This is a genomic window from Rhizobium sp. AN68 (genome assembly GCF_030758035.1).
Classification (GTDB): domain Bacteria; phylum Pseudomonadota; class Alphaproteobacteria; order Rhizobiales; family Rhizobiaceae; genus Agrobacterium; species Agrobacterium tumefaciens.
Map to the genome: position 1 here is coordinate 1,176,954 of NZ_JARWMI010000002.1, position 24,018 is coordinate 1,200,971.

Annotated in this window: 21 protein-coding genes and 1 pseudogene; 3 read left to right on the plus strand and 19 right to left on the minus strand. The window is 60.4% G+C overall.

Annotation, left to right across the window (positions count from 1 at the left end):
- Nucleotide 1: 1 nt before the first annotated feature.
- Genes araD through RBH71_RS08875 form a run of 8 tightly spaced genes read right to left on the minus strand, consistent with a single transcriptional unit; the run spans nt 2 to nt 9,353 of the window.
- A complete protein-coding gene (gene araD / locus RBH71_RS08840; RefSeq protein ID WP_003518044.1) occupies nt 2-1,726 on the minus strand; it encodes an L-arabinonate dehydratase in 1,725 nt (574 codons plus the stop codon).
- Between the two features lie 39 nt (nt 1,727-1,765).
- Nucleotides 1,766-2,845, minus strand: coding sequence for an ABC transporter ATP-binding protein (locus tag RBH71_RS08845; RefSeq protein ID WP_003518045.1), 1,080 nt, complete (start codon nt 2,843-2,845; stop codon nt 1,766-1,768).
- Between the two features lie 23 nt (nt 2,846-2,868).
- Nucleotides 2,869-3,912 (minus strand): carbohydrate ABC transporter permease, encoded by a 1,044-nt coding sequence (locus RBH71_RS08850; RefSeq protein ID WP_003518047.1) that lies wholly within the window; start codon nt 3,910-3,912, stop codon nt 2,869-2,871.
- Nucleotides 3,905-4,873: a carbohydrate ABC transporter permease gene (locus RBH71_RS08855; RefSeq protein WP_003518048.1), complete on the minus strand. Its 969-nt coding sequence runs from the start codon at nt 4,871-4,873 to the stop codon at nt 3,905-3,907. The genes RBH71_RS08850 and RBH71_RS08855 overlap by 8 nt, the downstream gene beginning before the upstream one ends.
- 57 nt (nt 4,874-4,930) lie before the next feature.
- Nucleotides 4,931-6,199, minus strand: a complete 1,269-nt coding sequence (locus RBH71_RS08860) for an ABC transporter substrate-binding protein (protein ID WP_003518050.1) — start codon at nt 6,197-6,199, stop codon at nt 4,931-4,933.
- Between the two features lie 22 nt (nt 6,200-6,221).
- On the minus strand, nt 6,222-7,295 hold the full coding sequence (locus tag RBH71_RS08865; protein ID WP_003518051.1) for a Gfo/Idh/MocA family protein: 1,074 nt from the start codon (nt 7,293-7,295) through the stop codon (nt 6,222-6,224).
- On the minus strand, nt 7,292-8,308 hold the full coding sequence (locus RBH71_RS08870) for a Gfo/Idh/MocA family protein (protein WP_003518052.1): 1,017 nt from the start codon (nt 8,306-8,308) through the stop codon (nt 7,292-7,294). The genes RBH71_RS08865 and RBH71_RS08870 overlap by 4 nt, the downstream gene beginning before the upstream one ends.
- On the minus strand, nt 8,301-9,353 hold the full coding sequence (locus RBH71_RS08875) for a Gfo/Idh/MocA family protein (RefSeq protein WP_003518054.1): 1,053 nt from the start codon (nt 9,351-9,353) through the stop codon (nt 8,301-8,303). Before RBH71_RS08875 ends, RBH71_RS08870 begins: the two co-directional genes overlap by 8 nt.
- A gap of 106 nt (nt 9,354-9,459) precedes the next feature.
- Here RBH71_RS08875 and RBH71_RS08880 point away from each other — a divergent pair, with 106 nt between their 5' ends.
- Both RBH71_RS08880 and RBH71_RS08885 read left to right on the plus strand, forming a co-directional pair.
- On the plus strand, nt 9,460-10,173 hold the full coding sequence (locus tag RBH71_RS08880) for a GntR family transcriptional regulator (protein ID WP_003518055.1): 714 nt from the start codon (nt 9,460-9,462) through the stop codon (nt 10,171-10,173).
- A 35-nt stretch (nt 10,174-10,208) separates the two neighbouring features.
- Nucleotides 10,209-11,132, plus strand: a complete 924-nt coding sequence (locus tag RBH71_RS08885; RefSeq protein WP_003518056.1) for an SMP-30/gluconolactonase/LRE family protein — start codon at nt 10,209-10,211, stop codon at nt 11,130-11,132.
- A gap of 144 nt (nt 11,133-11,276) precedes the next feature.
- On the opposite strand, the gene RBH71_RS08890 is transcribed toward RBH71_RS08885, so the two are convergent.
- The 5 genes and pseudogenes from RBH71_RS08890 to RBH71_RS08910 all read right to left on the minus strand — a co-directional run bounded on the left by RBH71_RS08890 (nt 11,277) and on the right by RBH71_RS08910 (nt 15,058).
- Nucleotides 11,277-11,873 (minus strand): NUDIX domain-containing protein, encoded by a 597-nt coding sequence (locus tag RBH71_RS08890; protein ID WP_035252620.1) that lies wholly within the window; start codon nt 11,871-11,873, stop codon nt 11,277-11,279.
- A gap of 27 nt (nt 11,874-11,900) precedes the next feature.
- Nucleotides 11,901-12,746 carry a PhzF family phenazine biosynthesis protein gene (locus RBH71_RS08895; RefSeq protein WP_003518059.1) on the minus strand — a complete coding sequence of 282 codons (846 nt, stop codon included), beginning with the start codon at nt 12,744-12,746 and terminating at the stop codon, nt 11,901-11,903.
- Nucleotides 12,747-12,789: 43 nt separating this feature from the next.
- Nucleotides 12,790-13,572 carry a pyrroline-5-carboxylate reductase gene (locus RBH71_RS08900; RefSeq protein WP_003518060.1) on the minus strand — a complete coding sequence of 261 codons (783 nt, stop codon included), beginning with the start codon at nt 13,570-13,572 and terminating at the stop codon, nt 12,790-12,792.
- A gap of 144 nt (nt 13,573-13,716) precedes the next feature.
- Nucleotides 13,717-14,199: pseudogene (locus RBH71_RS08905) on the minus strand (FAD-dependent oxidoreductase); the annotation flags it as partial.
- 1 nt (nt 14,200) lies between these two features.
- Nucleotides 14,201-15,058, minus strand: coding sequence for a LysR family transcriptional regulator (locus tag RBH71_RS08910; protein ID WP_003518061.1), 858 nt, complete (start codon nt 15,056-15,058; stop codon nt 14,201-14,203).
- A gap of 142 nt (nt 15,059-15,200) precedes the next feature.
- On the opposite strand from RBH71_RS08910, the gene RBH71_RS08915 reads away from it, so the two are divergent.
- Entirely contained in the window at nt 15,201-16,721 is a 1,521-nt protein-coding gene (locus tag RBH71_RS08915; protein WP_003518062.1) for an MFS transporter, read from the plus strand.
- A 25-nt stretch (nt 16,722-16,746) separates the two neighbouring features.
- On the opposite strand, the gene RBH71_RS08920 is transcribed toward RBH71_RS08915, so the two are convergent.
- From RBH71_RS08920 to RBH71_RS08945, 6 genes are all read right to left on the minus strand, one after another.
- A complete protein-coding gene (locus RBH71_RS08920; RefSeq protein WP_003518063.1) occupies nt 16,747-17,928 on the minus strand; it encodes an acyl-CoA dehydrogenase family protein in 1,182 nt (393 codons plus the stop codon).
- A 112-nt stretch (nt 17,929-18,040) separates the two neighbouring features.
- Complete coding sequence (locus tag RBH71_RS08925) at nt 18,041-19,144, minus strand: LLM class flavin-dependent oxidoreductase (RefSeq protein WP_003518064.1); 1,104 nt, start codon at nt 19,142-19,144, stop codon at nt 18,041-18,043.
- A gap of 192 nt (nt 19,145-19,336) precedes the next feature.
- The gene (locus RBH71_RS08930; protein WP_003518065.1) at nt 19,337-20,416 is read right to left on the minus strand and encodes an LLM class flavin-dependent oxidoreductase; all 1,080 of its coding nucleotides are present in this window, start codon (nt 20,414-20,416) and stop codon (nt 19,337-19,339) included.
- On the minus strand, nt 20,413-22,152 hold the full coding sequence (locus tag RBH71_RS08935) for a dipeptide ABC transporter ATP-binding protein (RefSeq protein WP_003518066.1): 1,740 nt from the start codon (nt 22,150-22,152) through the stop codon (nt 20,413-20,415). The genes RBH71_RS08930 and RBH71_RS08935 overlap by 4 nt, the downstream gene beginning before the upstream one ends.
- Nucleotides 22,131-22,979 (minus strand): ABC transporter permease, encoded by an 849-nt coding sequence (locus tag RBH71_RS08940; RefSeq protein ID WP_003518068.1) that lies wholly within the window; start codon nt 22,977-22,979, stop codon nt 22,131-22,133. The genes RBH71_RS08935 and RBH71_RS08940 overlap by 22 nt, the downstream gene beginning before the upstream one ends.
- Nucleotides 22,976-23,983 (minus strand): ABC transporter permease, encoded by a 1,008-nt coding sequence (locus RBH71_RS08945; protein ID WP_003518071.1) that lies wholly within the window; start codon nt 23,981-23,983, stop codon nt 22,976-22,978. Before RBH71_RS08945 ends, RBH71_RS08940 begins: the two co-directional genes overlap by 4 nt.
- Nucleotides 23,984-24,018 lie beyond the last annotated feature (35 nt).

Sequence of the window (24,018 nt, forward strand, 5' to 3'; positions counted from 1 at the left end):
CTCAGAATATGTCGGGTTCGCCAGCTGTGCGGCCGAAATCCGTCTGCAGGAAATCGAAATCGCATCCGGCATCCGCCTGGGTAACGTGTTTCGAGAAGATGTAGCCATAACCACGCTCGTAACGCGGCGGCGGCGCCTGCCATGCGGCCCGACGCTGGGCGATCTCCTCTTCGCTGACCAGCATGTCGAGACGGCGCTGGGGCAGATCGAGCCGCACGATATCGCCGGTCTTCAGCAGGGCAAGTGGACCGCCGACGAAGCTTTCCGGCGCGACATGAAGAACGCAGGCGCCATAGGAGGTGCCGGACATGCGGGCATCGGAAATGCGCACCATATCGCGGTGACCCTTCTTGATCAGCGCCTTGGGGATGGGCAACATGCCCCATTCGGGAAAGCCTGGGCCGCCAAGCGGGCCCGCATTACGCAGAACCAGAACGTGATCGGGCGTCACATCCAGATTTTCATCGTCGATCGCCGCCTTCATCTCAGGGTAGCTATCGAAGACCAGCGCCGGACCTTCATGGAAATGGAGTTTCGGATCGCAGGCGGCGGGCTTGATCACAGCACCATCCGGGCAGAGATTGCCGCGTAGAACGGCAAGCGATCCTTCAGCGTAAACAGGGTTATCCAGCGAGCGGATGACGTCGTCATTATAGACCCGCGCGCCTTCGAGGTTTTCGCCCATGCTGCGGCCGGTGACGGTGAGCACGGAACAGTCCAGACGGCTTTCGATCTGCTTCATCAGGGCTCGCAGACCGCCCGCATAATAAAAATCCTCCATCAGGTAATCTTTGCCGGAGGGGCGAACATTGGCGATAAGCGGCGTCACGCGGCCGAGTTCGTCCAGCTCGTCCAGCGTCATCGGCACACCGGCGCGGCGCGCCATGGCAATCAGATGCACGACGGCATTGGTGGAACAACCGGTCGCCATGGCAACGATGGCCGCATTCCGAAACGCGGGCGCAGTCAGAATACGATCCGGGGTCAGCTCCTCGGCCACCATTTCCACAATGCGACGGCCACAGCCTGCCGACATGCGCTGGTGTTCGGCGTCCACCGCCGGGATGGAGGAAGCGCCGGGCAAAGTGAGACCGAGCGCATCGGTGATTGCCGTCATGGTCGATGCCGTACCCATGGTCATGCAGACGCCGGCGGAGCGGGCAATGCCGCCCTGCACGCCGCGCCATTCTTCATCGGTCACGTTACCGGCCCGGCGCTCGTCCCAGTATTTCCAGGCATCGGAGCCGGAGCCCAGCACCTTGCCGGCATAGTTGCCGCGCAGCATCGGCCCGGCCGGAAGATAGATCATCGGCACGCCGGCCGAGATCGCTCCCATGACGAGGCCGGGGGTGGTCTTGTCGCAACCACCCATCAGCACCACGCCATCCAGCGGATGCGAACGGATCATTTCCTCCGTCTCCATGGCGAGCATGTTGCGATAGAGCATGGAGGTCGGCTTGGTGAAACTCTCATCGACCGAAAGCGAGGGCATCTCGACCGGGAAGCCACCTGCCTGTAGAACGCCGCGCTTCACATCCTTCACACGTTCGGGAAAATGCGAGTGACAGGTATTCAGCTCCGACCAAGTGTTGAGAATGCCGATGACGGGCTTGCCGGCAAAATCCTCCTCCGAATAGCCAAGCTGCATCATGCGTGAGCGGTGGCCGAAACTGCGCAGATCGTCGGGCGCGAACCAGCGGGAGGAACGGAGTTTTTTGTCGGTCATGTCAAAGGTCCTGCTTTACGGGGGCGTGGCGACGGAGGCTTAGTCCTGCTTCAGCGTAAGCCCGCTTTTCGTATCGAAGAGGTGGATATGTTGGAGCGGCGCCGACATGCGGATGACTTCGCCAGCTGATGTCGATGTCTGCCCCGCAAGATGCAGGGTGACGTGGCTGCCGTCACCGAGGTTGCCATAGAGATAGGATTCCCCGCCGAGCTGCTCTGCCGTGCGCACGGACATGGTCACCGCACCATCCGGTGTGGGCTGCACATGGTTGGGGCGAATGCCGAGCGTGACCCTCTGGCCGGGTGCGTAGGAAAAGCCGCTCTGCGGCAACGGGATCAATTCGCCGGTCGCGATTTTAAGGGACGGCTGACCTTCTGCTACTACTTCGCCGGCGAAGAAGTTCATCTTCGGCGAACCGATGAAGCCTGCTACGAAAAGGTTTGCGGGGCGATTATAAAGATCGAGGGGAACGCCGAACTGCTCGAGCTTTCCGGCGCGCAGCACGGCAATCTTGTCGGCCATCGTCATGGCCTCCACCTGATCGTGGGTCACATAGATCATGGTATTGCCAAGACGCCGATGCAGGCTGGAAATCTCGCCGCGCATATCCACGCGCAGTTCCGCATCGAGGTTCGACAGCGGCTCGTCAAACAGGAAAACCCGCGGTTCGCGCACGACAGCGCGACCGATCGCGACGCGCTGTCGCTGGCCGCCCGACAGATCCTTCGGCCGCCGCTCAAGCAGCTGGTCGATCTGCAGCATCTTGGACACCTGTGAGACCTTCTCGACGATGTCTTTTTTCGGAGTGCCGATGTTTTCCAGGCCGAAGGACAGGTTTTCCCGGACCGTCATATGCGGGTAGAGCGCGTAGGACTGGAACACCATGGCAAGCCCGCGATCGGCAGCCGGAACCGCGTTCACCACATCGCCGCCGATGACGATATCGCCGCCGCTCAGCTCTTCAAGACCGGAGATCATGCGCAGCAGCGTCGATTTTCCGCAACCGGACGGGCCGACGAAAACACAGAACTCGCCGTGCTTGATATCGAGATCGATACCCTTGATGACGTCGAGGGCGCCATATGTTTTTTTGACCTGACGAAGCTCTATACTTGCCATTGTGTCATTCCCTCCCTTGAGGATCATTTTCCGCCGGTCGATGCGATGCCGGTGGCGATATATTTTTGCAGGAACATGAAGACCAGCGCGATTGGCGCCAATGTCAGCACCGTCATGGCCAGCAGGTTGCTCCACTCTGTCGTCATTTCTCCCTGGAAGGAGTTGAGCGCCAGTTGCAGGGTGAAATTGTCGTTGCGCGTCAGCACGATAAGCGGCCACAGGAAGTCGTTCCAACGCCACATGATGGCGAGGATGGCCAGCACCGCGAGCGCCGGTGCAGACAGCGGTAGGATGATGCGCCAGTAGATTTTCCATTCGCTGGCCTTGTCCATGCGTGCCGCATCGAGGATTTCATCCGGGATGGTCAACATGTATTGGCGCAGCAGAAATACCCCGGTCGGTGTGGCCGCTCCTGGAATGATCACACCCCACAGGCTGTTGATCATGCCGAGCTGGCTGGTGATGAGAAAAAGCGGAACGAGCACGACGGTCTGCGGGATCATCAACGTTCCGACGACGAGTGCCAGAACCACGCCTCTGCCCTTGAAGCTGTATTTCGACAGTGCAAAGGCCGCCATGGAGTTCACGATCAGCATGATGACGGTCGACGTCACGGTGATGAAGGTCGAGTTCCAGAAATAAAGCGGAAAGTTGAAGCGCTGGAAAAGCTCGGTGTAGTTCTCCGTCGCCAGTGCAACCTTCTCGGCCGGGCGCAGCTCGTTGAACGGCATCTTCATGACTTCGCCGGGCTTTGCCGGATCCACCACCTGGGCGACGAGCCCGACGCGCCTGATCATGCCGAGCTTGCGGCCTTCCTTGTCGACAAAGGCCGGCAAAGGTGCGGCCTGACCGTCAATGACCACGGTTTCCTGCGCATAGGGAAGCAGGCGTGGCGGAAACCGCTGGAGGTCGGCTTCCGTCTTGAAGGAGGAGAGAACGAGCCAGAGAACGGGTCCGAACATCATCAGAACGGCAACGCCGAGATAGGCGTAGGACAGCCAGTCGGTCCAGTGCAATTTGCCGTTTCTGCCGCGTGTGCGGGTTAGAAATGCGCCAATCCTAGCCATCGACTTTGCTCCTGTTGGCCCGGAATTGCAGGGCAGTCAGCACCACGAGAACCACGGCAAGCAGCAGCGAAGCGGCCGCGGCCAGTCCGAAGTTGCGGGGTGTTCCGGCAAAACCAGTCTGATAGATGAATTGAATGATGAAGGTCGTTGCCGAACCCGGCCCGCCGCCGGTAAATGCGAAGACTTCATCGAAGGTCTGTACGCCCTTGATGAGGGACAATACGAGAACCACGAGCATGGTCGGGGCGAGAAGCGGCATTGTGATCCGGCGGAAAATCCGCCACGGGCTTGCCTTGTCCAGCTGTGCCGCCTCATAGACGTCACGCGGAATGGCCTGAAGGCCGGCAAGCAGAATGAGCGTGTAAAAGCCCATATGCGCCCAGACGGACAGGAATACCGACCATCCAAAGGCAAGGTTGGCCTCCAGCAGCCAGTCCACCGAACCGATACCGAGGGAATCGAGCGCAGCGTTCAGGACGCCGAAACGCTGCAATATCCACTTCCATATCAGCGCCACGACCACCGGTGAAAGCAGCACGGGAAAGAAGAAGACGGCGCGGAAGAAACCGCGTGCCCTGATGTCACGGTTGAGCACGACCGCCGTAATCAGCGAGAAGCCCACCATGAACCCGACCTGCAACACCACGAAGAAAAGCGTGTTCCAGACGGAGCGCCAGAAAAGATCGCGCTGACAGGAATTGGGATCGAAATAGTTCTGGCACGAGAGAAGGACCGAGAAGTTTTCGCCGCCCACGGAGGGGCGTTCCGACAGCAGGATATGCTCGCTGCCGGTCACTGAATAAGCCATGTTGAGAACGATCGGCAAAAACGCGAAGACCGCAAACAACAGGAGATTGGGTGTCAGAAACACCCATGCGATGCGCCGATGCCCGAGCATTTTCTGCAAGAGGGCGAAAGGCAGCTCTATGATGCCCATGACGGGCGCAAGAAGTCTGTACATTGATGGTCCTCCTTCGATCCGGCGCGGCGCGGCAAGGCCGCGCCGGAAGGCGATGGATCACTTCGCCTGTTTCAACGCTTCCTCAAGATCGGCCTTCGCACGTGTCATGGCGTCGTCAACCGAGCTTTCGCCAACAATCGCCTGCGTGACGCGCTGGACGGAAATGTTGAACATCGCGCGGTTGTTCTTGTAGCCCTGATAGGCGTAGGCGACGGGGCTGATACCGGGGACCTGATCCAGCCACGCGTTCATGGCCTTCTGGGTCGCCGGGGTTGCGCCGGTGTAGTCGATAGGCTTTGCGCCGACGGCCTTGTGAGCCGGGACGTTGCGGGTACGGACGGTGAAATCGAGGTAATTTTCGTCCTGCGCGAGGAAGTTCAGAATATCCGCGACGATCTTGGGGTTCTTGGTCTGTTTGAAGCCCACGATACCCGTTCCGCCCGGCATGCCGGTGCATGCGGCCGGTCCGCATGGCTGCGACACGACTTCCCAGTCGAAAGCATCGCCGACCTGACTGTCGAAGCGCGCTGTCTGCCAGCTGCCGGAATAATAATAGACGAGCTGACCGTTGATGAATTCCTGCGCCGCATCGCGGTAGGTGTTGCCACCCTGACCGGCCCAGACGTCGCGCGCCATGGTACCGTCCTTGTTCCACTCGACGAATTTCTTCACGAAAGTGGTGAAGCCCTCGTCGACCAGGATCGGCTTGCCGTCGGCGTCGAAAAGTTTCGCACCGTAGGAAATAGCCGGACCGGCGATACGGTGACCGGAGCGGTCGATCGCCATGGGGTATGGCGAGCCGGTGGCCTTGGCCACTTCATTTGCTGCCTTCGCCCAGTCGTCAAAAGTCGCATCCTTGCCGGGAACGGCGACTTTCGCCTGATCGAACAAGGTGCGGTTGATGAAGGCGCCGGTAATGGTAAGCTGCGTCTGCATACCATAGATGCCCTTGTCGTCGGGGCCGCTACGATACCATTTCAGCACATCGCCGAAATTGTCCTGCCAGTACTTCGCATCCACGTAGGGCGTCAGGTCGAGATAATAGCGATTGAGGCCGCCAAGATCGGTGACGGTTGCGAAATCCGGGCCGCTGCCGCCGGCGAGCTGCACCGGCAGGCCTTCGAGAAGCGCCTTGTAGGGCACGATATCCGTAACGATCTTGACGTCAGGATGCTGTTTTTCGTAACGCGACAGGATGTCCTTCAGGACTTCGCAGCCGTTGCCGTCATAGGCGCAGGTGAAGCGAACTTCCTGTGCCTCAGCGGCACCGGCAAAAAATGCCGTCCCGAGGGCCAAGGCAAACGCCAGGCTGTATTTTCTGCTCATCTGGTTTCCTCCCTTTAGATGATTATGCCGTGGCGGACGCGCGTGGAGCCCAACCCTTGAGCCGCTCATTGTCAGCGGTCAGCGGCAGGCGAACGGCCGTGCCTTCCTGTACCGATGTGTAGATTGCGGTTACGAGTTCGATGGACTGCAAGCCGTCCGTAATCGTCACTTCCTTGCCCGCGCGACCCTCCATCGCATTGGCAATCGCCTCGACAAAACCGGTAAAGCCGTTTTCGCCATCTTTAACCGTTGCGAGAACGGCGTCGATCTGGTCCTGCGTGGTCGGCGCCCGCGCCGTAAAGTGCCATTTATCTTCCGCCGGACGATAGGGCAGCGTTCCGCTTTCGGCCGTGAAGCCTTCGAAGCAGAACCGCAGACGGGACGTGTCGTCGGCTGCACCAAGCGTGACCGAGCTGGTGGCGAGCGCGCCGCTCTTCATGCGGAAGCTGATGGCGGCGCAGTCTTCCGTCTCGATCCTGTTCACCCGGGTGTCGGCCATGGCGAAGACCTGTTCCACCGGACCTAGGACATGGCACAGAAGGTCGTGGGCATGGATGGCGTGACCGAGGATCGCGCCGCCGCATTCACCCTTCCAGGTGCCGCGCCAGGGAATGTCGTAGTAGCTCGCGCCACGGTTCCAGTGAACTTCCGAGCTTGCCACATAGGCTTTGCCAGCAAGTCCGGCGTCGATGAGGGCGCGCAGCTGCCGTAGGGCGGGACCAAAACGATACTGGAAAACCGGAAAGACGCGCCGTCCGGTCTTCTTGACAGAGTCCATCAGCGCATTTGCTTCCTCCAGCGAACGCACCAGCGGCTTTTCGCAGACCACGTCCTTGCCGGCCGCGTGGGCCTTCAGCATTACGGGGAAATGCAGATGCGGCGGCAGGCAGACGTCTATGAGCGAAATGCTTTCATCGGCGAGGACTTCTTCGAGATCCGCCGTGATGCGGATGGAAGAATTTTCGCCAGCCACCGCCCGTGCCCGCTCCACATCAAGATCGCAGATCGCCTTGACGGTGAAACGTTCCGGCAGCGCCAGATAACCGCTCAGATGCTGTGCGCCGATACCGGCGCCGATAATGGCGACGCCGATCATGCTGCGGTTCCTTCAGCCTTGGCCTGCGCCTGAAGCGAGAGGTCACAAACCTTGAAGACGTGTTCCTGCGTCATGGCAGTTTCCGTGCGGTTGCGGATATCGTCGCATACACGGGCGAAGTAGGGCAGGCCGGCACCGGATGCGTCGATATATTCGCAACGGTCGCCATTGACGAGGATCAGACGGTCTGTGCCCTCGGTGTTGCCGACATCGACGTATTTGCGCAGTTCGATGTAACCTTCTGTACCGAGGATCGTCAGGCGGCCATCACCCCATGTCGGCAGTGCATCGGGTGTGTACCAGTCGACGCGGATATACCCATGGCCCTTGTCGCCGCGCAGCACGACTTCGCCGAAATCCTGCAGGCCCGGATCGCCCGGATTGGCGTAATTGGCAACGGTGGCAGATACGATCTCAACTTCGGTGGAGCCGGTAAAGAACATGAACTGGTCGATCTGGTGGCTGGCAATATCGGTGAGAATGCCGCCATAGGCCGCGCGTTCGAAGAACCATGTCGGGCGGATTTGTCGGTTCAGGCGGTGCGGACCAAGGCCAACCGTCTGGATGACGCGGCCGATGGCACCCTGTGCAACCAACTCGGCGGCTTTCGTGACGCTCGGGACTTCGAAGCGTTCGGAAAAATCGACGGTCCAGATTCTTTTGGTCTTGGCAACGGTCTGGCGCAGGCGCTCAAGCTGGTCGAACGTGGTGCAGCCCGGCTTGTCGGACATGACGTCCTTGCCCGCTTCCATGGCAGCGATGGCAAGATCGGCACGCTTGGACGGAATGTCGGCAATGATGACGAGATCGATGGTTTGGTCAGCCAGCAAATCCTCCTTGGAGGCAGCACGCGGCACGTCCGGGAAGCGCTTTACGAAACCTTCGACCACGTCCGGCTCGCCTTGCGTCCACCAGCCCGCGAATTGCGCACCGGCATCCAGCATGTTCTGCGCCATGCCGAAAATGTGCCTGTGCTCTATGCCGAGAGCCACGAACTTGATTGGTTTACTCATCCTGCAGTTCCACTTCCTTGCCGGTTTCGGCTGAGTTGATGATCGCGTCGATCAGTCTGTGAGACAAAAGAGCTGCTTCACCGGTGACGACCGGCGGGCGCCCTGAAGAAATGGCGTCGACGAAATCGTCGAAAACGCCCTGATGCCATTCATGCGTGAAAGCCATGGGATCGGCGCCGCCACCGGTGCCGGAAGCGGCACCACCGAAGGTTTCCTGGCGGCCGTCGCGCCAGTCGACATGCAGCAGGCCGGATGCGAGCCGCAGGCTTGCCTTGTCGAAATGGAGGAGAATGGATTCAGGCGCACCGGGAAAGCTTGCGGTGCTCGCGACGAGCGAGCCGACGGCGCCGTTTTTGAAACGAAGGCCGGCCGATACGTAATCCTCGGTTTCCATCTTGTGAAAACGCGTCGTTGCCGCCATGGCCTGCACGCTGGCCACAGGGCCTGCAAGGCTCAGGGCCAGATCGATCGTGTGGATTGCCTGCGATATCAGAACGCCGCCGCCGTCACGCGCAAGCGTGCCGCGTCCCGGCTCATCATAATAGGCCTGGGTACGCCACCACGGCACCGAAATCTCGCAAAGGCCTAGTTCGCCAAGCGTGCCGGATGCGACCAGTTCGCGTGCCTTTTGCGATGCGGCGCGCATGCGGTGCTGGAAAATGATACCGAGCGTTACACCCGCATCGCGGCAGAGCGCTACCAGATCGGCCGCTTCCCGCGTGTTGCGGGCGACAGGCTTTTCGAGAAGAATGTGTTTGCCGGCTCTTGCAAGCGGACCGACGATATCGGCGCGGGCATTGGGCGGCGTTGCGATGATGGCGAAATCGACATCGCCGTCACGCGCGGCTTCCTCGATTGACGCGTATACGGCAACGTGGTGACCGGTGTGTTTTGCCGCTTCGGCAGCCAGCGCTTTCGCGCGGCCGGAGCCACCGTCGACAATCGCTTTCAGGCGGATTTTTTCAGGGCTTGCCGCACAAGCAAGCACGTGCGTCTTCGCTACCATTCCGGCACCAACGATGACGCAGGTCTTGATATTTTGCATTCGGGAGCCTCCTTCCCATGGCCATTCAATTGCATACCGGTATGCCGGTTGTCAACACACCAGTGTTCCGGTATACCGGTTATAGAGAAAGACATTTGGAGAGCGTATGCCAAAGATCCCGATGACAGGCGGCACGGTGCCGATGATGGAACGACTGGATTTCAACCGACCGGTTGTGGACCAGATCTATTCGGCGCTGAAATCTGCCATCCTTTCGCGGGAGCTGTTTCCGGGCCAGGCCGTGTCGGAAAACGAGATTGGCCAGTCCTTCAACTCCAGCCGCACCCCGGTGCGCGAGGCGTTGAGCCGGCTGCGAGATGACGGTTTGATCGTCACCCTGCCGAGCCGCGGGACCTATGTCTCCAGACTGTCGGACAAAAATATCCGCAGCGCGCAGTTCATTCGTGAGGCGCTGGAGGTTGCCGCTGCCCGCAGGCTCTGCCAGACCGGCATTCCGGCCGAAGCGGACCAGGAAATCCTGCATGCGCTGGAAGGCCAGCGTGTGGCGATGGAGCTTGGCGACAAAAAGGCCTTCCGTATCCATGACGACCAGTTCCACAGCGCCCTTGCCGCCGCAACCGGCCTCGAAAGGCTGGAGACCCTGTTGATCCGGGAAAAGGCTGGGCTAGACCGCCTGCGAGCGCTGGCGATTACCGACGAAGCACACATGGCCAGACTGCTGACGGAGCATGAGGCCGTCTACAATGCAATAAAGGCGCGTGAGGAGGAGAGCGCGGTGGATTATCTGCGCCAGCATCTCCGCCGCGTCCTCGGCATTCTGTCGCAGATCTTCGAAGCACATCAGGAATATTTCGAATAACGCCACGCTGCGCAATTCAACGGTTCAGACAGAAAATGACAACAGCAAATTTCGACAACGCGCCTGCGATCGATCAGGCAGGACTCCTGTGCGACGAAATCAGCATTCTTGCGGAAAGCCCGGTGTGGGACGAAAGACGTCAGGTCCTGTTCTGGTGCGACATTCTTGGCAAGAAGCTACGTTCAGCTGGGCTGGGTGGCGTCCAGTATCGTGAATGGACGTTCCCGGAAACCGTCTCCAGTCTTGGGCTCTGTCAGAGCGGTGATCTGATTACCGCTTGCGGGATGGATATACTCATCCTCAATCCGGAAAGCGGCGCGCGGCGCACCCTTCATTCCATTCCCGCACCTGAAGGCATCGCCTGCCGGCTGAATGACGGACGTGTCGGTCCGGATGGAGCTTTCTGGGTTGGTACCATGCACAATGTCCCGCTCTCGCAGATGCAGCCCCATGGAGAGCTCTGGCGTATTACGAATAATGGGGCCGAACGTATCCAGACCGGACTGACATGTCCCAACGGCCTCGCTTTTTCGCAGGACGGTTCCGTCATGTGGCAAAGCGACTCCGTGCAGAAATGGATACGCAGGCGGAATTTCGACAAAACCAACGGTGTATTTGATGAAGGTGTGCTCGTCGCACAAATGCAGGAAGAGACCGGAAGGCCCGATGGTGGATGTCTTGACATAAGCGGCCGATATTGGAGCGCGGGTGTCTCTGCCGGCGTTTTGAACATTTTCTCGGAAGACGGCAGTCAACGGATCGGGACAATAAGGATGCCTGTTCCGCATCCAACGATGCCCTGCTTTGGCGGGCCGGATTTCGGCTCGCTTTTCGTGACATCGCACCGCCATAACATGACGCAAGACAGGCTGAGCGAGGTACCTCTTTCTGGTGGCGTTTGGGTCATTCCGTCCGGCATCAAGGGCTTTCCCGCATTCCGTTTTGAGGATGGCAGGTGAAGCCCAAATCGTAAGTCTTTGTTCTTTGTTGCCCAACGCAAGTATGGGTTTCGGCCAGACTACGTCAGGCAAATTCGTCCTGTTGATCCTGTAGTCTGGCCGTAATCAGCATCGCTTCCGCATTGGTAGATATTGCGGTCGAGATCAGCGTGTTCCGTGCTTTTCCTGCAAAAGCCGGATGGTGAGGTGCTGCAGCAGAACGATGGTCTTGGCGTCGCGAATATCGCCTCGGCTGATCATCTGCATAGCGTCTGGCAGAGCGATTTCCAGCACGTCTATGTCTTCTCCCTCGTCCGCGGAGCCGCCGCCTGTGCCCACTTTATGGTTCTCGGCATATTCGCCGTAGAAAAAGGCGAGGTATTCGGTGACCGATCCGGGGCTCATATAGATATCGAACAGATGGGTGAGTTCGGAAACCTCATAACCGGTCTCCTCCATCAGTTCCGCACGCATGCGCGCTGCCGGTTCAGCGCCTTCAAGCAGCCCCGCCGGTGTCTCGATCAGCGACTCGAGGCCGCCGTTCAAGAGAACCGGCAAACGGAACTGGCGGGTGAGCAAAACATGGTCGTTTGCGGGGTTGTACAACAGGCATGTCGCTCCGTTGCCGCGATCATAAGCCTCCCGGGTCTGCCGTTGCCAGCTTCCGTCCCTTAGCTGAAGTTCATACTCATATTTGGTCAGCCGTCCCCAATCATCCGCCAATACGCGTTGCGAAATCGGGCGGTAAACACTGCTATTCATCAAGTCACCTCGTCATTATCTGTCTTTTCAAAGGCCGTGCAGCCGGCCTTCGACTTGCGTGCGTGTCTCGCCGCCGACCCATATCTGGCCGGTATCATCGCGGGTCAGGTAAATGCGGCCTTGACGGCCAAGACGTGTGCCCTGGGCGGCGACATAGTCTTCCGCGACCACGCCTGTCGCAAACAGCCATTGCGCCAGCGAGGCGTTGAGGCTTCCGGTGACAGGATCCTCGGCGATGGCGCCCAGATGATCGCTGAAGAAGGCGCGAACCTCGAAGGCGGCTTCGCCGCCATTTGCGTGCGGACCAACGACGCCAACGTCAATGCGGCCGGGCCAGCTGCGGACCGGCTCAAGGGCAAGCACCTTCTCAGCCGATGCCAGCCTGATCCCCAACCAGCCGGGGCCATTGTCGATCCATGCGGCATCAACGATGTCGCGTGTCTCTATTCCCAGCAGCTGCCGGGCCTCTTCCAGCTCTGCGGGTGTCGGCGCGCCTGAACGGATAAGGGGCGGTGCGGCAAAGGAAAGTCGACCATGCGCGTGCCGGATCGTGACCAGACCGGCACCGCACTCCTGAACGATGCCCGTTTCGCTTTTGGGCAGGCCGTTTTCGGAAAGCCAGGCATGGCAAGTGCCGAGCGTAGGGTGTCCGGCAAAAGGCATCTCCCGGTCCAGTGAGAATATCCGGACACGGTAATCAGCCTGGGGGTGGGTGGGCGGCAGCAGAAACGTGGTTTCGGACAGATTGAACCACCGCGTCAATCGCTGCATGTCATCCGTGGTCAAGGTGTCTGCACCCGTGACGACCGCCAGCGGATTGCCAGAAAGCGGGCCGGAGCCGAATACATCGATCATATGGATAGTAAAGGTCATGGCATCGTTCTTTCAGTTCGGATCGATTGTCGGCGCGGACTGTCTATTGCGTAATCCGTTCCAGCACGCGGCTCAATGCCCGCTTCAATGCGCTCGAACCGCCATTGCCGTCAAAGTCCTGAAGAACCTGCTCATTCAGGCCACCCTTGGTGGCGAATTCGCGGCTGAGATCGGTAAAGTCCGTGTCCTTGCCGGCAAGCAGCGCCACTTCGGAGAGGCCGGCGAAGAGGGATGCAAGATAGGCGCGGCCCTTTTCTTCCGGCAGGCCGTTTTCGGCCAACCACTCCGTCGTCTGTTGCAGAATGCCGAAATAGGTTGCCATCAGGGCGCTTGCGGCGGCGAGAAGGTCGTATTCCGCCTTTGTTTCACATTCCACCGCATTGCCGAGCACGTTGAAGATCGCGGCGGTATCCGCATCGGAGGGGTAAACGGCCGTGACGCCTTTGCGGCGGGCGACAAAAGGCAGCGGGATCGCCTGGGTCAGGCGCACATCCGCGCCGATCCAGTCAAGCAGTGCCTGTCGACCTGTTGCGGCAACGACGCTTATGACTTTCTGCCCCTCGCGAAACCGCAGCGGCCGGATGACGTCCTCGGCGATCTGCGGGCGGATGGCCAGAACGACGGTATCGCAGCCGTCGACAATCGCCTGATTGTCGCTGGAGACGATCACCTGCGGAAAATCGGCGGCAAGCCTGTCCGAGATATCCGCGCTGCGTTGGGACACCATGATATGCGGCACGGCGGCAGGCGTGCTGAGCAGCCCCCGCACCATCGCATCTGTGATAGCGCCGGTTCCGATAAAGCCGATTTTCTGGGGAAGGGACATGATGACTCCATTGCATTGATAGGAAGGACGATACATCGCTACGGCTGACGCAGGAAGGCAATGAAACAATCTCTAGATTGCCGGGGGCTGGCATATCTGCCGAAGAAATGGCTTGGCAACCGGATCGGCCACTTCACATAACCTTCAAATCTCTCCGAACCAACGGGCTGCTGCCCTTGCGAATTTCTCCTTGTCCGGAGCAGACTCCGTGGCACAGGCGACGATACCATCGGGCGCACCAGGATTGTGCTCAAGCCCAATTGGTCGACGGCATTGCCAGCGACATAGGAGATCCGGCCGTTCCAGCGGCCTGCCAGCGCTTCAAGCGGTGCGTCCGCGCTAAAATTCAAAAGCAGACCTTTGCCCTCTCTCAGAAGTTCGCCGGTGCTCCTCCCGTCCACCAGTGCGAAGTCCGGAACGCTGCAGCCCACCAGCGGATGGTTGCCGCCTAGCTCGTAGCGGAGGGAAATGCCCCATACGCGCTCGGCGAAATATGTAGCCATCGCGGGTCTCGATGAGATCGCGGATGATGGCTTCCAGCGCCCGTGTGCTCCGGCTTGGGCGCATCAGTGCGACCTGGGCGCGCGACCAGTCAAGGACCTGTGCACCCACTGGGTGTCGCTCACAGTCACGGTCGATGTTCCCGGAAAGCGGCGGCCAGTGTGCGCAGCGCCTCACGGGATCTGCTGTCGGTAAGGGTCGAGAACATCACGATCTCGGTGGAAGGCAGCGGCGGGAGGCTGAAACGCTGGCTGACCTCGATTGTACCGGGTGGCGCCAGGCGGCAGGAGAATGCCGAAATGGCGAGACCTGCCGAAACGGCCGCGGTCACCATCGATGAGGTGCCGCCAAGAAAGACTTCCGTCCACGCGATGGCGGCGGAATCAAGAGCACGGGCGGCGATGTCACGTACACCGCAGGCGGGCGAAAGCGCGGCCAGTCGCAGCGGCTCGCCCTGACGATGTTCGAATTGCGGGGCTGCGAACCAGCCGAAATGCTCTGGCCCGAGCACTTCGCCATCACGCCTGTCATCCTCGCGCCGGATGATTGCAGCATCGATCTCGCCGCGGTCGAAGGCATCCAGCAACGTGCGGGAATTGTCCATCCGCACTTCTATCGTCAGTCCCGGATCGTGCGCGTTGAGCCGCGCCAGCAGCGTTGGCACTTCCGGCCCTGCAACATGGGCGGCTATGCCAAGGCCAAAGCGTCGGCGCGTGGAAAAAAGCCCTGCCATGGCGCGATCATGCGCGGCAAGGAATTCGCGGGCTGGTGTTAGAAACACTGCGCCTTGCGCGGAAAGGCGCACCGAGCGCGGCGTCCGTTCAAGAAGCCGCTGGCCGAGCCGGTCTTCCAGCCGCTTGAGCTTGACGCTGATGGCTCCCTGCGTGGTTCCGAGCGTTTCGGCAGCGCGGGTGAAGCTCTGCAGATCGGCGATGGTGACGAAAGCCTGAACGGCATCCACATCCAGAGTGGTCACTTTAATCATCCAAATTTGTTGTCTCTGAAATATCCAAGCATCCAATTCAGTTATGGTCAAGCTTTCACTAATTTGCCTTGGACTCTGCAAAACACGGATCGAAGCGTGCATGTCTTCTGATGCTTCAGTCCAAACCACGAAAGGCTGAAGAATGACCCTTGCCGTTACCGCCCCAACCCGGAGTAGAAGTGCCATTGCGCTCGCCGCCGTCTGTCTCTCCGCTCTGATGTTCGGGCTGGAAATCTCCAGCGTGCCGGCGATCCTGCCGACGCTCGAGCAGGTGCTGCACGCGGATTTCCGGCAGCTGCAGTGGATCATGAACGCCTATACGATCGGCGTGACGATGGTGCTGATGGCAACCGGCGCGTTGGCCGACCGCTTCGGTCGCAAACGCGTCTTCATCGCGACCATCGTCGCTTTCGCCATTTCCTCCCTCGCCTGCGGCATGACTGAAAGCGTGGCGGTGCTGATCGGCGCACGCTTCCTTCAGGGACTAAGCGGTGGAGCGATGCTGGTATGCCAGATCGCCATTCTGTCACATCAGTTCCGCACGGCCCGCGAGCGTGGAATGGCTTTCGGCTGGTGGGGTATTGTCTCCGGCGTCGGGCTGGGTTTCGGGCCGATCATCGGCGGAGCCATCGTTGCGCTGTGGAGCTGGGAGTGGGTATTCCTCGTTCACGTGGCCCTCGGCATCCTGACACTGTTCCTTGCCGCAAGCGGTGTGGAAGAATCGCGTGATCCGGATGCGACCCGTCTTGATCTTGCCGGTATCGCCACACTCTCGGTTGCCGTGTTCTGCCTTGCGTTTTTCATCACCCAAGGACCGGAACTCGGCTTTGCCAGTTCAAAGGCGCTTCTGATCCTTGGTCTATCAGTCGCGAGTTTCATCGCCTTCGTGATCGTCGAAAAGCTCACGCCAAGGCCGATGTTCGATTTCTCCGTATTTCGCATCCGGCCATTTTCCGGCGCGATTATCGGCTCGGCGGCGATGAACATCAGCTTCTGGCCGTTCATGATCTATCTGCCGATCTGGTTTCAGGCGGGCCTTGGTTATGACAGCGTCACCGCCGGTCTCGGTCTGCTTGCCTATACGCTGCCAGCGCTGGTCGTACCGCCGTTGGCCGAGCGTCTGTCGCTGCGTTATCAACCCCGTCTTGTCGTCCCGGCCGGTCTGTTCACCATCGGTCTCGGTTTCATGCTGATGAAACTTGGCAGCAGTGTCGCAGATGCGAGCTGGCTCACCATGCTGCCCGGCTGCATCCTGTCCGGTGTCGGGCTTGGCCTCACCAACACGCCGGTCACCAATACGACAACCGGTGCCGTTCCCGCTGCCCGTTCCGGCATGGCCTCCGGCATCGACATGAGCGCGCGAATGATCTCGCTTGCCATCAACATCCCGATCATGGGCTTCATTCTGGTTGAGGGCGTCTGGTCGTCGCTTAGGGCCAACCTGCCGTCCGGCGCGGATTTGCCCGCCCTGCGTTCGCTCGCGGAGAAGATCGCGGCGGGAACCGCGGGATCGTCGGTGGAGCGTGTTTCGGATGCACTCGTCCATCAGGCACTCGCAGACGGTTTCGGTCTGGTCATGCTTTATGCCGGCATCAGTGTCTGGTTGCTCGCCGCTCTGAGCTTTGTGATCTTCGGCCCGGCGCGAAAGCTTGCCCACGGTTAGTGGTGCCCTGGCGCTGGGACGATAGTCAGGCGGATTTCAGGATTTGCAGTCCTGCCGAAGGTTGGGCGGCCGCAGTCTCCTCGCGGCTCCAGCGGCCAAAGGCGGAGCGGCCCAAAATCGCAATCGACGTATCCTCCTGCGGCGCATGGACGAGCACCGTCTGGATGTCGCGGAAATGTCGTTCGAGGCCCAGTTCGCTACCAAGACCTGGATTGCCGATGCCGCGCACTGCGATCTCGACGGCATCACGCAGCTGCCGGCCGGCAAGCAGCCTTGCCCTGATGAATCCTTCCGCATCGCCATTGTTGTTTTCGAGCGTGCCGAAAATGATCTGGCGGGCGCCTGAGACCAGAAGATCGATTTCGCCTGAAAGCGTTATGAAACGTTCCGTGCGGGCGATGGGATGGCCGAGATTGGCCGGCACACGCTCATGCGCGAAGCGGATGAACTTGGCCTGAGCGGCTTCTGCCACGCCGAGGTAAAGCGCTGTCAAAGCCAGCGTGAGTGCCGCATGCGCCCGGTTGTCCTGCTGGGCGACCGATGGATCGACGAGGTCGATGACGTTTTCCGCCGGGATTTCGACATTGGCATATTCGACATCGTGCGATCCCGTAGCGCGCATGCCGAGGCTCTGCCAGTTCTCGATGACCTTGATGCCCGGCAACCCGTTCGGCACCACGAATGTTCCCACCCGCGCCGGCGTTTCGTCAGTATGCGCCCAGACAAGGAAATGCGTGAGACCATATGCGCCCGTCACGAAGCGTTTTCGGCCCGTGATAGACCAGCCATTGTTTGTCCGGCGGGCGAGCGTCGCGGGCAGGCCACCGCGCGCCGGCGACCCCAGCTCCGGCTCGACACGCGCGGCATTGAGCAGCAACGGCCGTTGTTTGGCGTCCGTCAGAAGCCGCCGGTAGAGATCTTCGGGCCAGTGGTTTTTCGCGGCCTGGGCGAGATGGGTAAAGATCGTCATGGCGCTGATCAGCGCCACAGAAGGATCGCCCCGGCCAAGTGCCGCGAGAATGTGGGCGGTATCGGCAAGCGTCGCTCCCTGGCCGCCATAACGTGTCGCAACCGTGCTTTCGAGGAGGCCGCTTTCGTGAACGGCACGGATACCCGTCCAGGGAAACTGGCCAGTCTGGTCCGCATCCGGTGCGGCCTGTTCAAGGATGCGAGCGGTTGCGTCTAGGACAGTTGGGTCATGAGACATGCGTGGTCGAGGCTCTCTGGCTGTGGGGAATACCATTTCCCCATCAGGGGCGATTGGCTCCGTCTGCACTTCAAAAAAATGCCCGGTCAGGCGACCGGGCCGGATCGCGGCATCATGCAGCGGTCTTTTTCTTCGCATCTTCCCGTTCGCGAATGCCTTCGCGGACAAGCGGCAGGATGTAGCGGCCATAATCCACCGCGTCGTTGTAATTGTCGTAGCCGCGGATCGAGATCAGGTCAGCGCCAAGATCGATGTAGTCGAGGATGGAATCCGCAATGGTGCGTGGCGAACCGACCAGCGCAGTGGTGGCGCCGCTGGCATTGGTGGCGGTGACCGTCGGATACCAGAGGGCGCGATCATGCACATCGCCGCGTGCGGCGATTTCCAGAAGCCGTTGCGAACCGACATTGGCCGGGCGCGGCGCGTTGAGCGGTGCGCGTGTTACACCTTTCTGGCGGTTCTCGTTCAACCGATCCAGAGTTCTGTGAGCCTTTTCCCAGGCAAGCTCATCCGTCTCGGCGACGATTGGCCGGAATGTGACCCAGATCCGGGGGCGATCCGTGCGGCCCGCCTTTGCGGCTTCCGCATAGACCCGCTCGATCTGCTGCTTGGTTTCGGCAAGCGGCTCTCCCCACAGGCCGAAGATATCGCAGAGCGAACCACCGATGCGATAGGCGGCGTCCGAGGAGCCACCGAGCGAAATCGGAATAAGCCCGTTTGTGGGCCGCACCGCGCTGCGGAATTGCTTGAACTGGTAATATTTTCCGTCGAAGTCGAAGGGCTCTTTCGAGGTCCAGGCCAGGCGCAGGATGCGGATATATTCCTCCTGGCGCTCATAGCGTTCTTCCTTGTTGAGGAAGTCGCCTTCACGCGCCTGTTCTTCATCGCTGCCGCCGGCAATGAAGTGCACCACGACACGTCCACCACTCAACTGATCGAGCGTCGCGAGCGACTTGGCCGCAACTGTGGGATAAACCGTGTTCGGCCGCAGGGCGACGATGATCTTGATGTTTTTCGTGTGCGCGAGCACCGTGGCGCCCAGCGTGAAAGGATCGAAAGACGATGAGGAGTAAGGGATCAGCGTATAGTTGAAACCGTAATCATCAAGGGCGCGGGCATAGCGCTCCAGAAAAACAGGATCCACAGGTGCGTCTGGAACGGGGTTTAGATCGTTCGATGCATTGGGAAAGCTTACGCTGATAAATTCCGCGGACATGGGCGCTCCTTCAGGTTCAATGCAAGCATGTTAGGGCGCGGCGCATGAGCGAGGAAGACAGGTCTTTCTTTTTCTATCGAATATGTAGAAAATATTCCCTGCGACGGCCTTCGATATAGGACCAGCAACCGCCGCCGCGTTTCCGTCTTCAAGTCGCTGCCACGAAGTGGCAATCGCTCGGTGCCCTAACGGTTACAAGGTGGGCGACCAGCCCAGGCTCGGAGCCACCGTGTCCGCCAGATCGGTCAGCAGTTGTATGTTTTCGGCGAGACCGAAGGCAGGCGGCAAAAACAGCACGACCTCATCGGCTGCTGCAAGGCCCGGATCGTTGAATACCGATTCCAGCACCTGATCGGGCGTGCCCTGAAAAACGGGCGAAATTTGAAACCCCGCTGGCTGGGCTGCCTGTTCGAGAGCGCCTTTGGGGCGAGACGCGGCAATACCCTTGGTACGCCGCTCCAGATCATAGGCGGCGTATTTTTCGCGAAGCTCGGCCGTGGTGCCAACCAGGATGGAGGCGGCGACGGCGACCGGCGGCGGTTCCGTTGTCCATGTCTTGCGCCATGTGGAACGGAAGGCCTCGATGATGCGGGCCTGATATTCCCCGAAGCTCTCGCCTTCTGCCTGATCGTGCTGGACGGTTCCCGAGATAAGGCCGATGCCGAGTTCCGCCGCCTGCACAGCCGAAGCAATGCTTGCTGCACCCTGCCGGATGCGCGAACGCAGTGTCGGGCTATGCGGCGTGACACGCAGTGCCGTGCCCTCCGGGTTGGATTGGCCGCCTTCGACACGGTGCAGGACATCGCCAGCGATTGCCGAGAGGAAGCGGGCCTGACGACGCCTGGCCTCTGTGCGGGCATCGGTGTCGACCGTGCCGAATACCGCGTCAAAGGCGGCGTTTGCGCCGGTCGAAATGGCAAGTTCCAGTCGCCCATCAATCAAAAGATCGGTCGTGCCGGCCGCCTCGGCAAGCAGGATCGGATCCTGATAGCGCATGGGGATGACCGCAGAACCGAGCGTAATATGCCGGGTATGCTGGCCGGCAGCGGCGAAGAACGGAAGTGGCGAGGACAGATAGTGATCGAAATGCCGCTGATAGGCCCAGCCGGACTGGTAGCCCAGTTTTTCGGCAGCCTTGAACAGCTCGATACCCTCACGCAGCCCCTGCGCCGGCCCGGCATCGTCGCTGAAAGATACGCGGGTATTGAAGCCGAGCCGCTGTTTGGGGTGGAAAGACGTGGACGCAGTATCGATGGGTGCAGCGATGGTCATGCGATCTTTTCCTTATCGTGAACCCGCCGGGGCAGCGGCTGTGGCGCACGGGCGATGGTTGCGGCACCGGATGGGATCGATTCCAGCAGCGACGCGGTATAGGGGTGCTGCGGATTGTCGAAGATATCGACGACCGTTCCATGTTCGACGATACGCCCGCGCTGCATCACCGAAACGGTGTGGGCGAGCTGGCGTACCAGTGCCAGATCATGGGAGACGAAAACATAGGTCAGGCCGAGCTTCGCCTGCAGCGAGAGCAGCACATCGACGATGTCTGCCTGGACGCTGACATCAAGTGCGGAGGTCGGCTCGTCGAGCACGATCACATCCGGTCGGAGAACCAGCGCCCTTGCAATGGCAACGCGCTGGCGCTGGCCACCCGAAAGGGCCGTCGGCTTGCGGTTGAGAAGGTGTTCGCTCAAGCCCACATTGGCCAAAGCCTCACGAACAGTTTCGAGCCGTTCCGCACGGGTTCCGATCTTGAAACGATCAAGCGGCTCGCGCACCAGCTGTTCGACACTCCAGGTGGGATCAAGCGAGGTAAACGGGTTCTGGTAGACGAACTGAAGATGGCGCCAGGTTGCACGCAGCGACGTGCGGGAGCGGCCGGTCAATTCTTCGCCGGCTACCGATATTGTGCCGGTGTCGGGTTCCTCGAGGCCAAGCAGCAGCCGAATGGTTGTCGTCTTGCCAGAGCCGGACTCGCCAACCAGCGCATGGGTGGTACCTGCAGGCACGTTGAAGGAGACGTTGTTGACCGCCGTCAGCACCCTGTCGCCGACCCTGAAATTCTTGGTGACGGCATTGACCGCGATCTTTGGCGTCGTGGTGGACTCTGCCTTCAGCAGACGGAAACCCGGATCGCGCAGCCGGGCGTAGCGATCCGGATTGAGTGCCGGCACGTCCGCATGCAGCTTCCTTGCATAGGCAGAGGCCGGTGCGGAAAACACCGATGCGGTGCTTCCGGCTTCCTGAACCTTGCCACCCTTCAGGACTACCAGCGAATCCGCCCGTTCGGCGGCGATCGCCAGATCGTGTGTGATGAGGAGCAGGCTGATATCCAGCTCGTGCTGCAACCGCGAGAGCAGATCGAGGATCCGCTTCTGGATCGTCACATCGAGCGCAGACGTTGGCTCGTCTGCGACCAGAAGTGACGGGCGCGGCAGAACCGCAAGGCCTATGAGCACCCGCTGCAACATGCCGCCGGATAATTGGTGCGGGTAGGACTCGTAGACAACACCCGGGTTTTCCAATCCCACCTGCGCGAAGGTCTCGAGAATGAGGGCCTTGCGGATCGCCTTGTCAGGCTCGTCGAGAAGTGCGGCCGCCTCCATGGCCTGCGCGCCGATTGTCCGCACCGGATTGAGCGAATTGCCTGGATCCTGCGGGACAAAGCCGATGGCGCGTCCCCGCAGCGGTCGGAAGTTGCGCTCTGGCAGTCCCAATATCTCCTGATCACCAAAGGTGACGTGGCCGGTGGCATGTCCCCCGCTTGGCAAAAGCCGAAGGACCGCGCGGGCGATTGTCGATTTGCCGGAACCGGACTCGCCAATGAGGGCAAGGCTCTTGCCACGGCCGAGTTCGAAACCGACATTGCTGACGACCTCCTGGCCTCCATAGGCAACCGAAAGATCGTTGACCCGGAGAAGCGGGACAGGAGCCTGCTGCGGCTGCGGTCTGGCCGCAAAGGTAACGGGGCGGGCGATAGTGGTGGTCAGTCTGTCTTGCGTAGCCATCGGCTGATCCTGTTTACAGAGAGGACGGTCGCGATTGTGACGAAGGCGGGGGCGTATACGAGCCACGGCCATTTGAGGTAATCCTTGCCGATCGAGATCAGCAGGCCCCAGTCGGAGGCGGGCGGCGGGTCGCCGTATCCGAGAAAGGCAAGGCTTGCGATCACGAGGATCGACTCGCCGAACTGCAACACGGCAAGCGGCAGCACCGAGCGTGACGCGTTGGGCAGAACATGGCGCAGAAGGATGAACCAGCGCGAGCCGCCGAGCAGGTACGAAGCCTCCACGAATGTCGCCTGTCTGGTCTTGATGACCTCCGCACGCGTGACGCGGGCAAAGACCGCCACGGCGGAGACGCCGGTGGCGATGGCGGCATTGATGGTCTCGAAACCGATGGCGGTGACCACGATCACCGCCAGCAGAAACTTTGGAATTGCCAAGAGAACATCGACCAGCCGGGCAAGTGTGATATCGACCCAGCCGCCGAGAAAGCCCGCAAGAAGCCCGATGAGACCGCCAGCGAAGACGCCGATGACGACCGCGACGAGCGCGCTGGAGACGGAAGAGGACGTGCCATAAACGACGCGTGCGTAGACATCGCGGCCAAGGTGGTCGGTGCCGAACCAATGCGCAAGACTTGGGCCGAGCAATTTGTCCGTCGGCACCCCGACGACCGGGCTGTGACTGGTAAACAGGCCGGGCGCCAGTGACCAGGCGACGACGAGCGCGATAATGGCGAAGGACAAGGCGACGGTCAGCGGTATCCGCAGGCCTGTCAGCCTGTTTGCAGGGGTCGCACCCGGCAGGGAAGCGTTCGAGGCGAAAGTCATGGTGTCACCGCCTTGGTGGTGGTGGAGGAATCCTCTGTAATGGCCAAGCGAGGCTTTCGCGCGCCGAGAATTTGCACGCGTGGATCGAGCAGGGGATAAAGAAGATCGGCAATCAGGTTGACGAGCACGAACACCACGGCTCCCAGCGAAACGATCGCTTGCAGGACGGGCAGGTCCTGCGTGCTCACGGAGCGCTGCACCAGGCTGCCGAGACCGGTTCGCCCAAAGACAGACTCGGTGATCAGTGAATTGCCAAGCAGTTCACCGACGGTGATGGCGATCACGGTGACGACGGGCAACGAAGCAGGCTTGAGCAGATGCTGTGCAAACAGCCGCGCCTGTCCGATGCCGCGGCTGCGGGCGACGGCCGCGTATTCCTGTTCTGCCTCCCTGTCGAGGTTCGCTATAAGTACCTCGGCGATTTGCGCAGAGAAAGGAATTCCGATTGTGATTGCGGCAAACACCGTTGCCCAGAAGCTATCTGGTTCGATAACGCGGAAGAGGCGCAGCTGAAAGCCGAAGAGATGGATCAGTATCAGGCCAATCACAAAATTAGGTGTCGAGAGAAACAGCGATGGGAAAGCTCGTAGCAATCCCTGGCCGTAGCGCTTTGGTACCACCTGGGTTCCGTAAGCAACGGCCATTGCGAGAATCAAGGCGACGGCAAGTCCCGTGGATGCAAGGATCAGTGTCGATGGCAGCACTTCAGCGATGAGGGTCGCCACCGGCCGGTTGGAGCGCATCGACATGCCCAGATCACCAGTCAGAAACCCCGACAGGGACGACCACAGCTGCACGAGAACCGGTCTGTCGAGGCCCTGCGCGGCGATGATTTCCGCGATCTCCTGCTCGGTGAACCCGTTTTGCGGGTTCCTGAGCACGCTGGTGATCGGGTCGCCAGGCAGGATGCTGACGACCACGAAGGTGAAGACGTAGGCCAGCAGTATGACGACGACCGCCTGGCCAAGCCGCTTTGCGGCGTAGGTTAGGTAGGCATTGCTCATGCCGGTGACCTCCTTCAACGTTGCCCTGTTGTGCG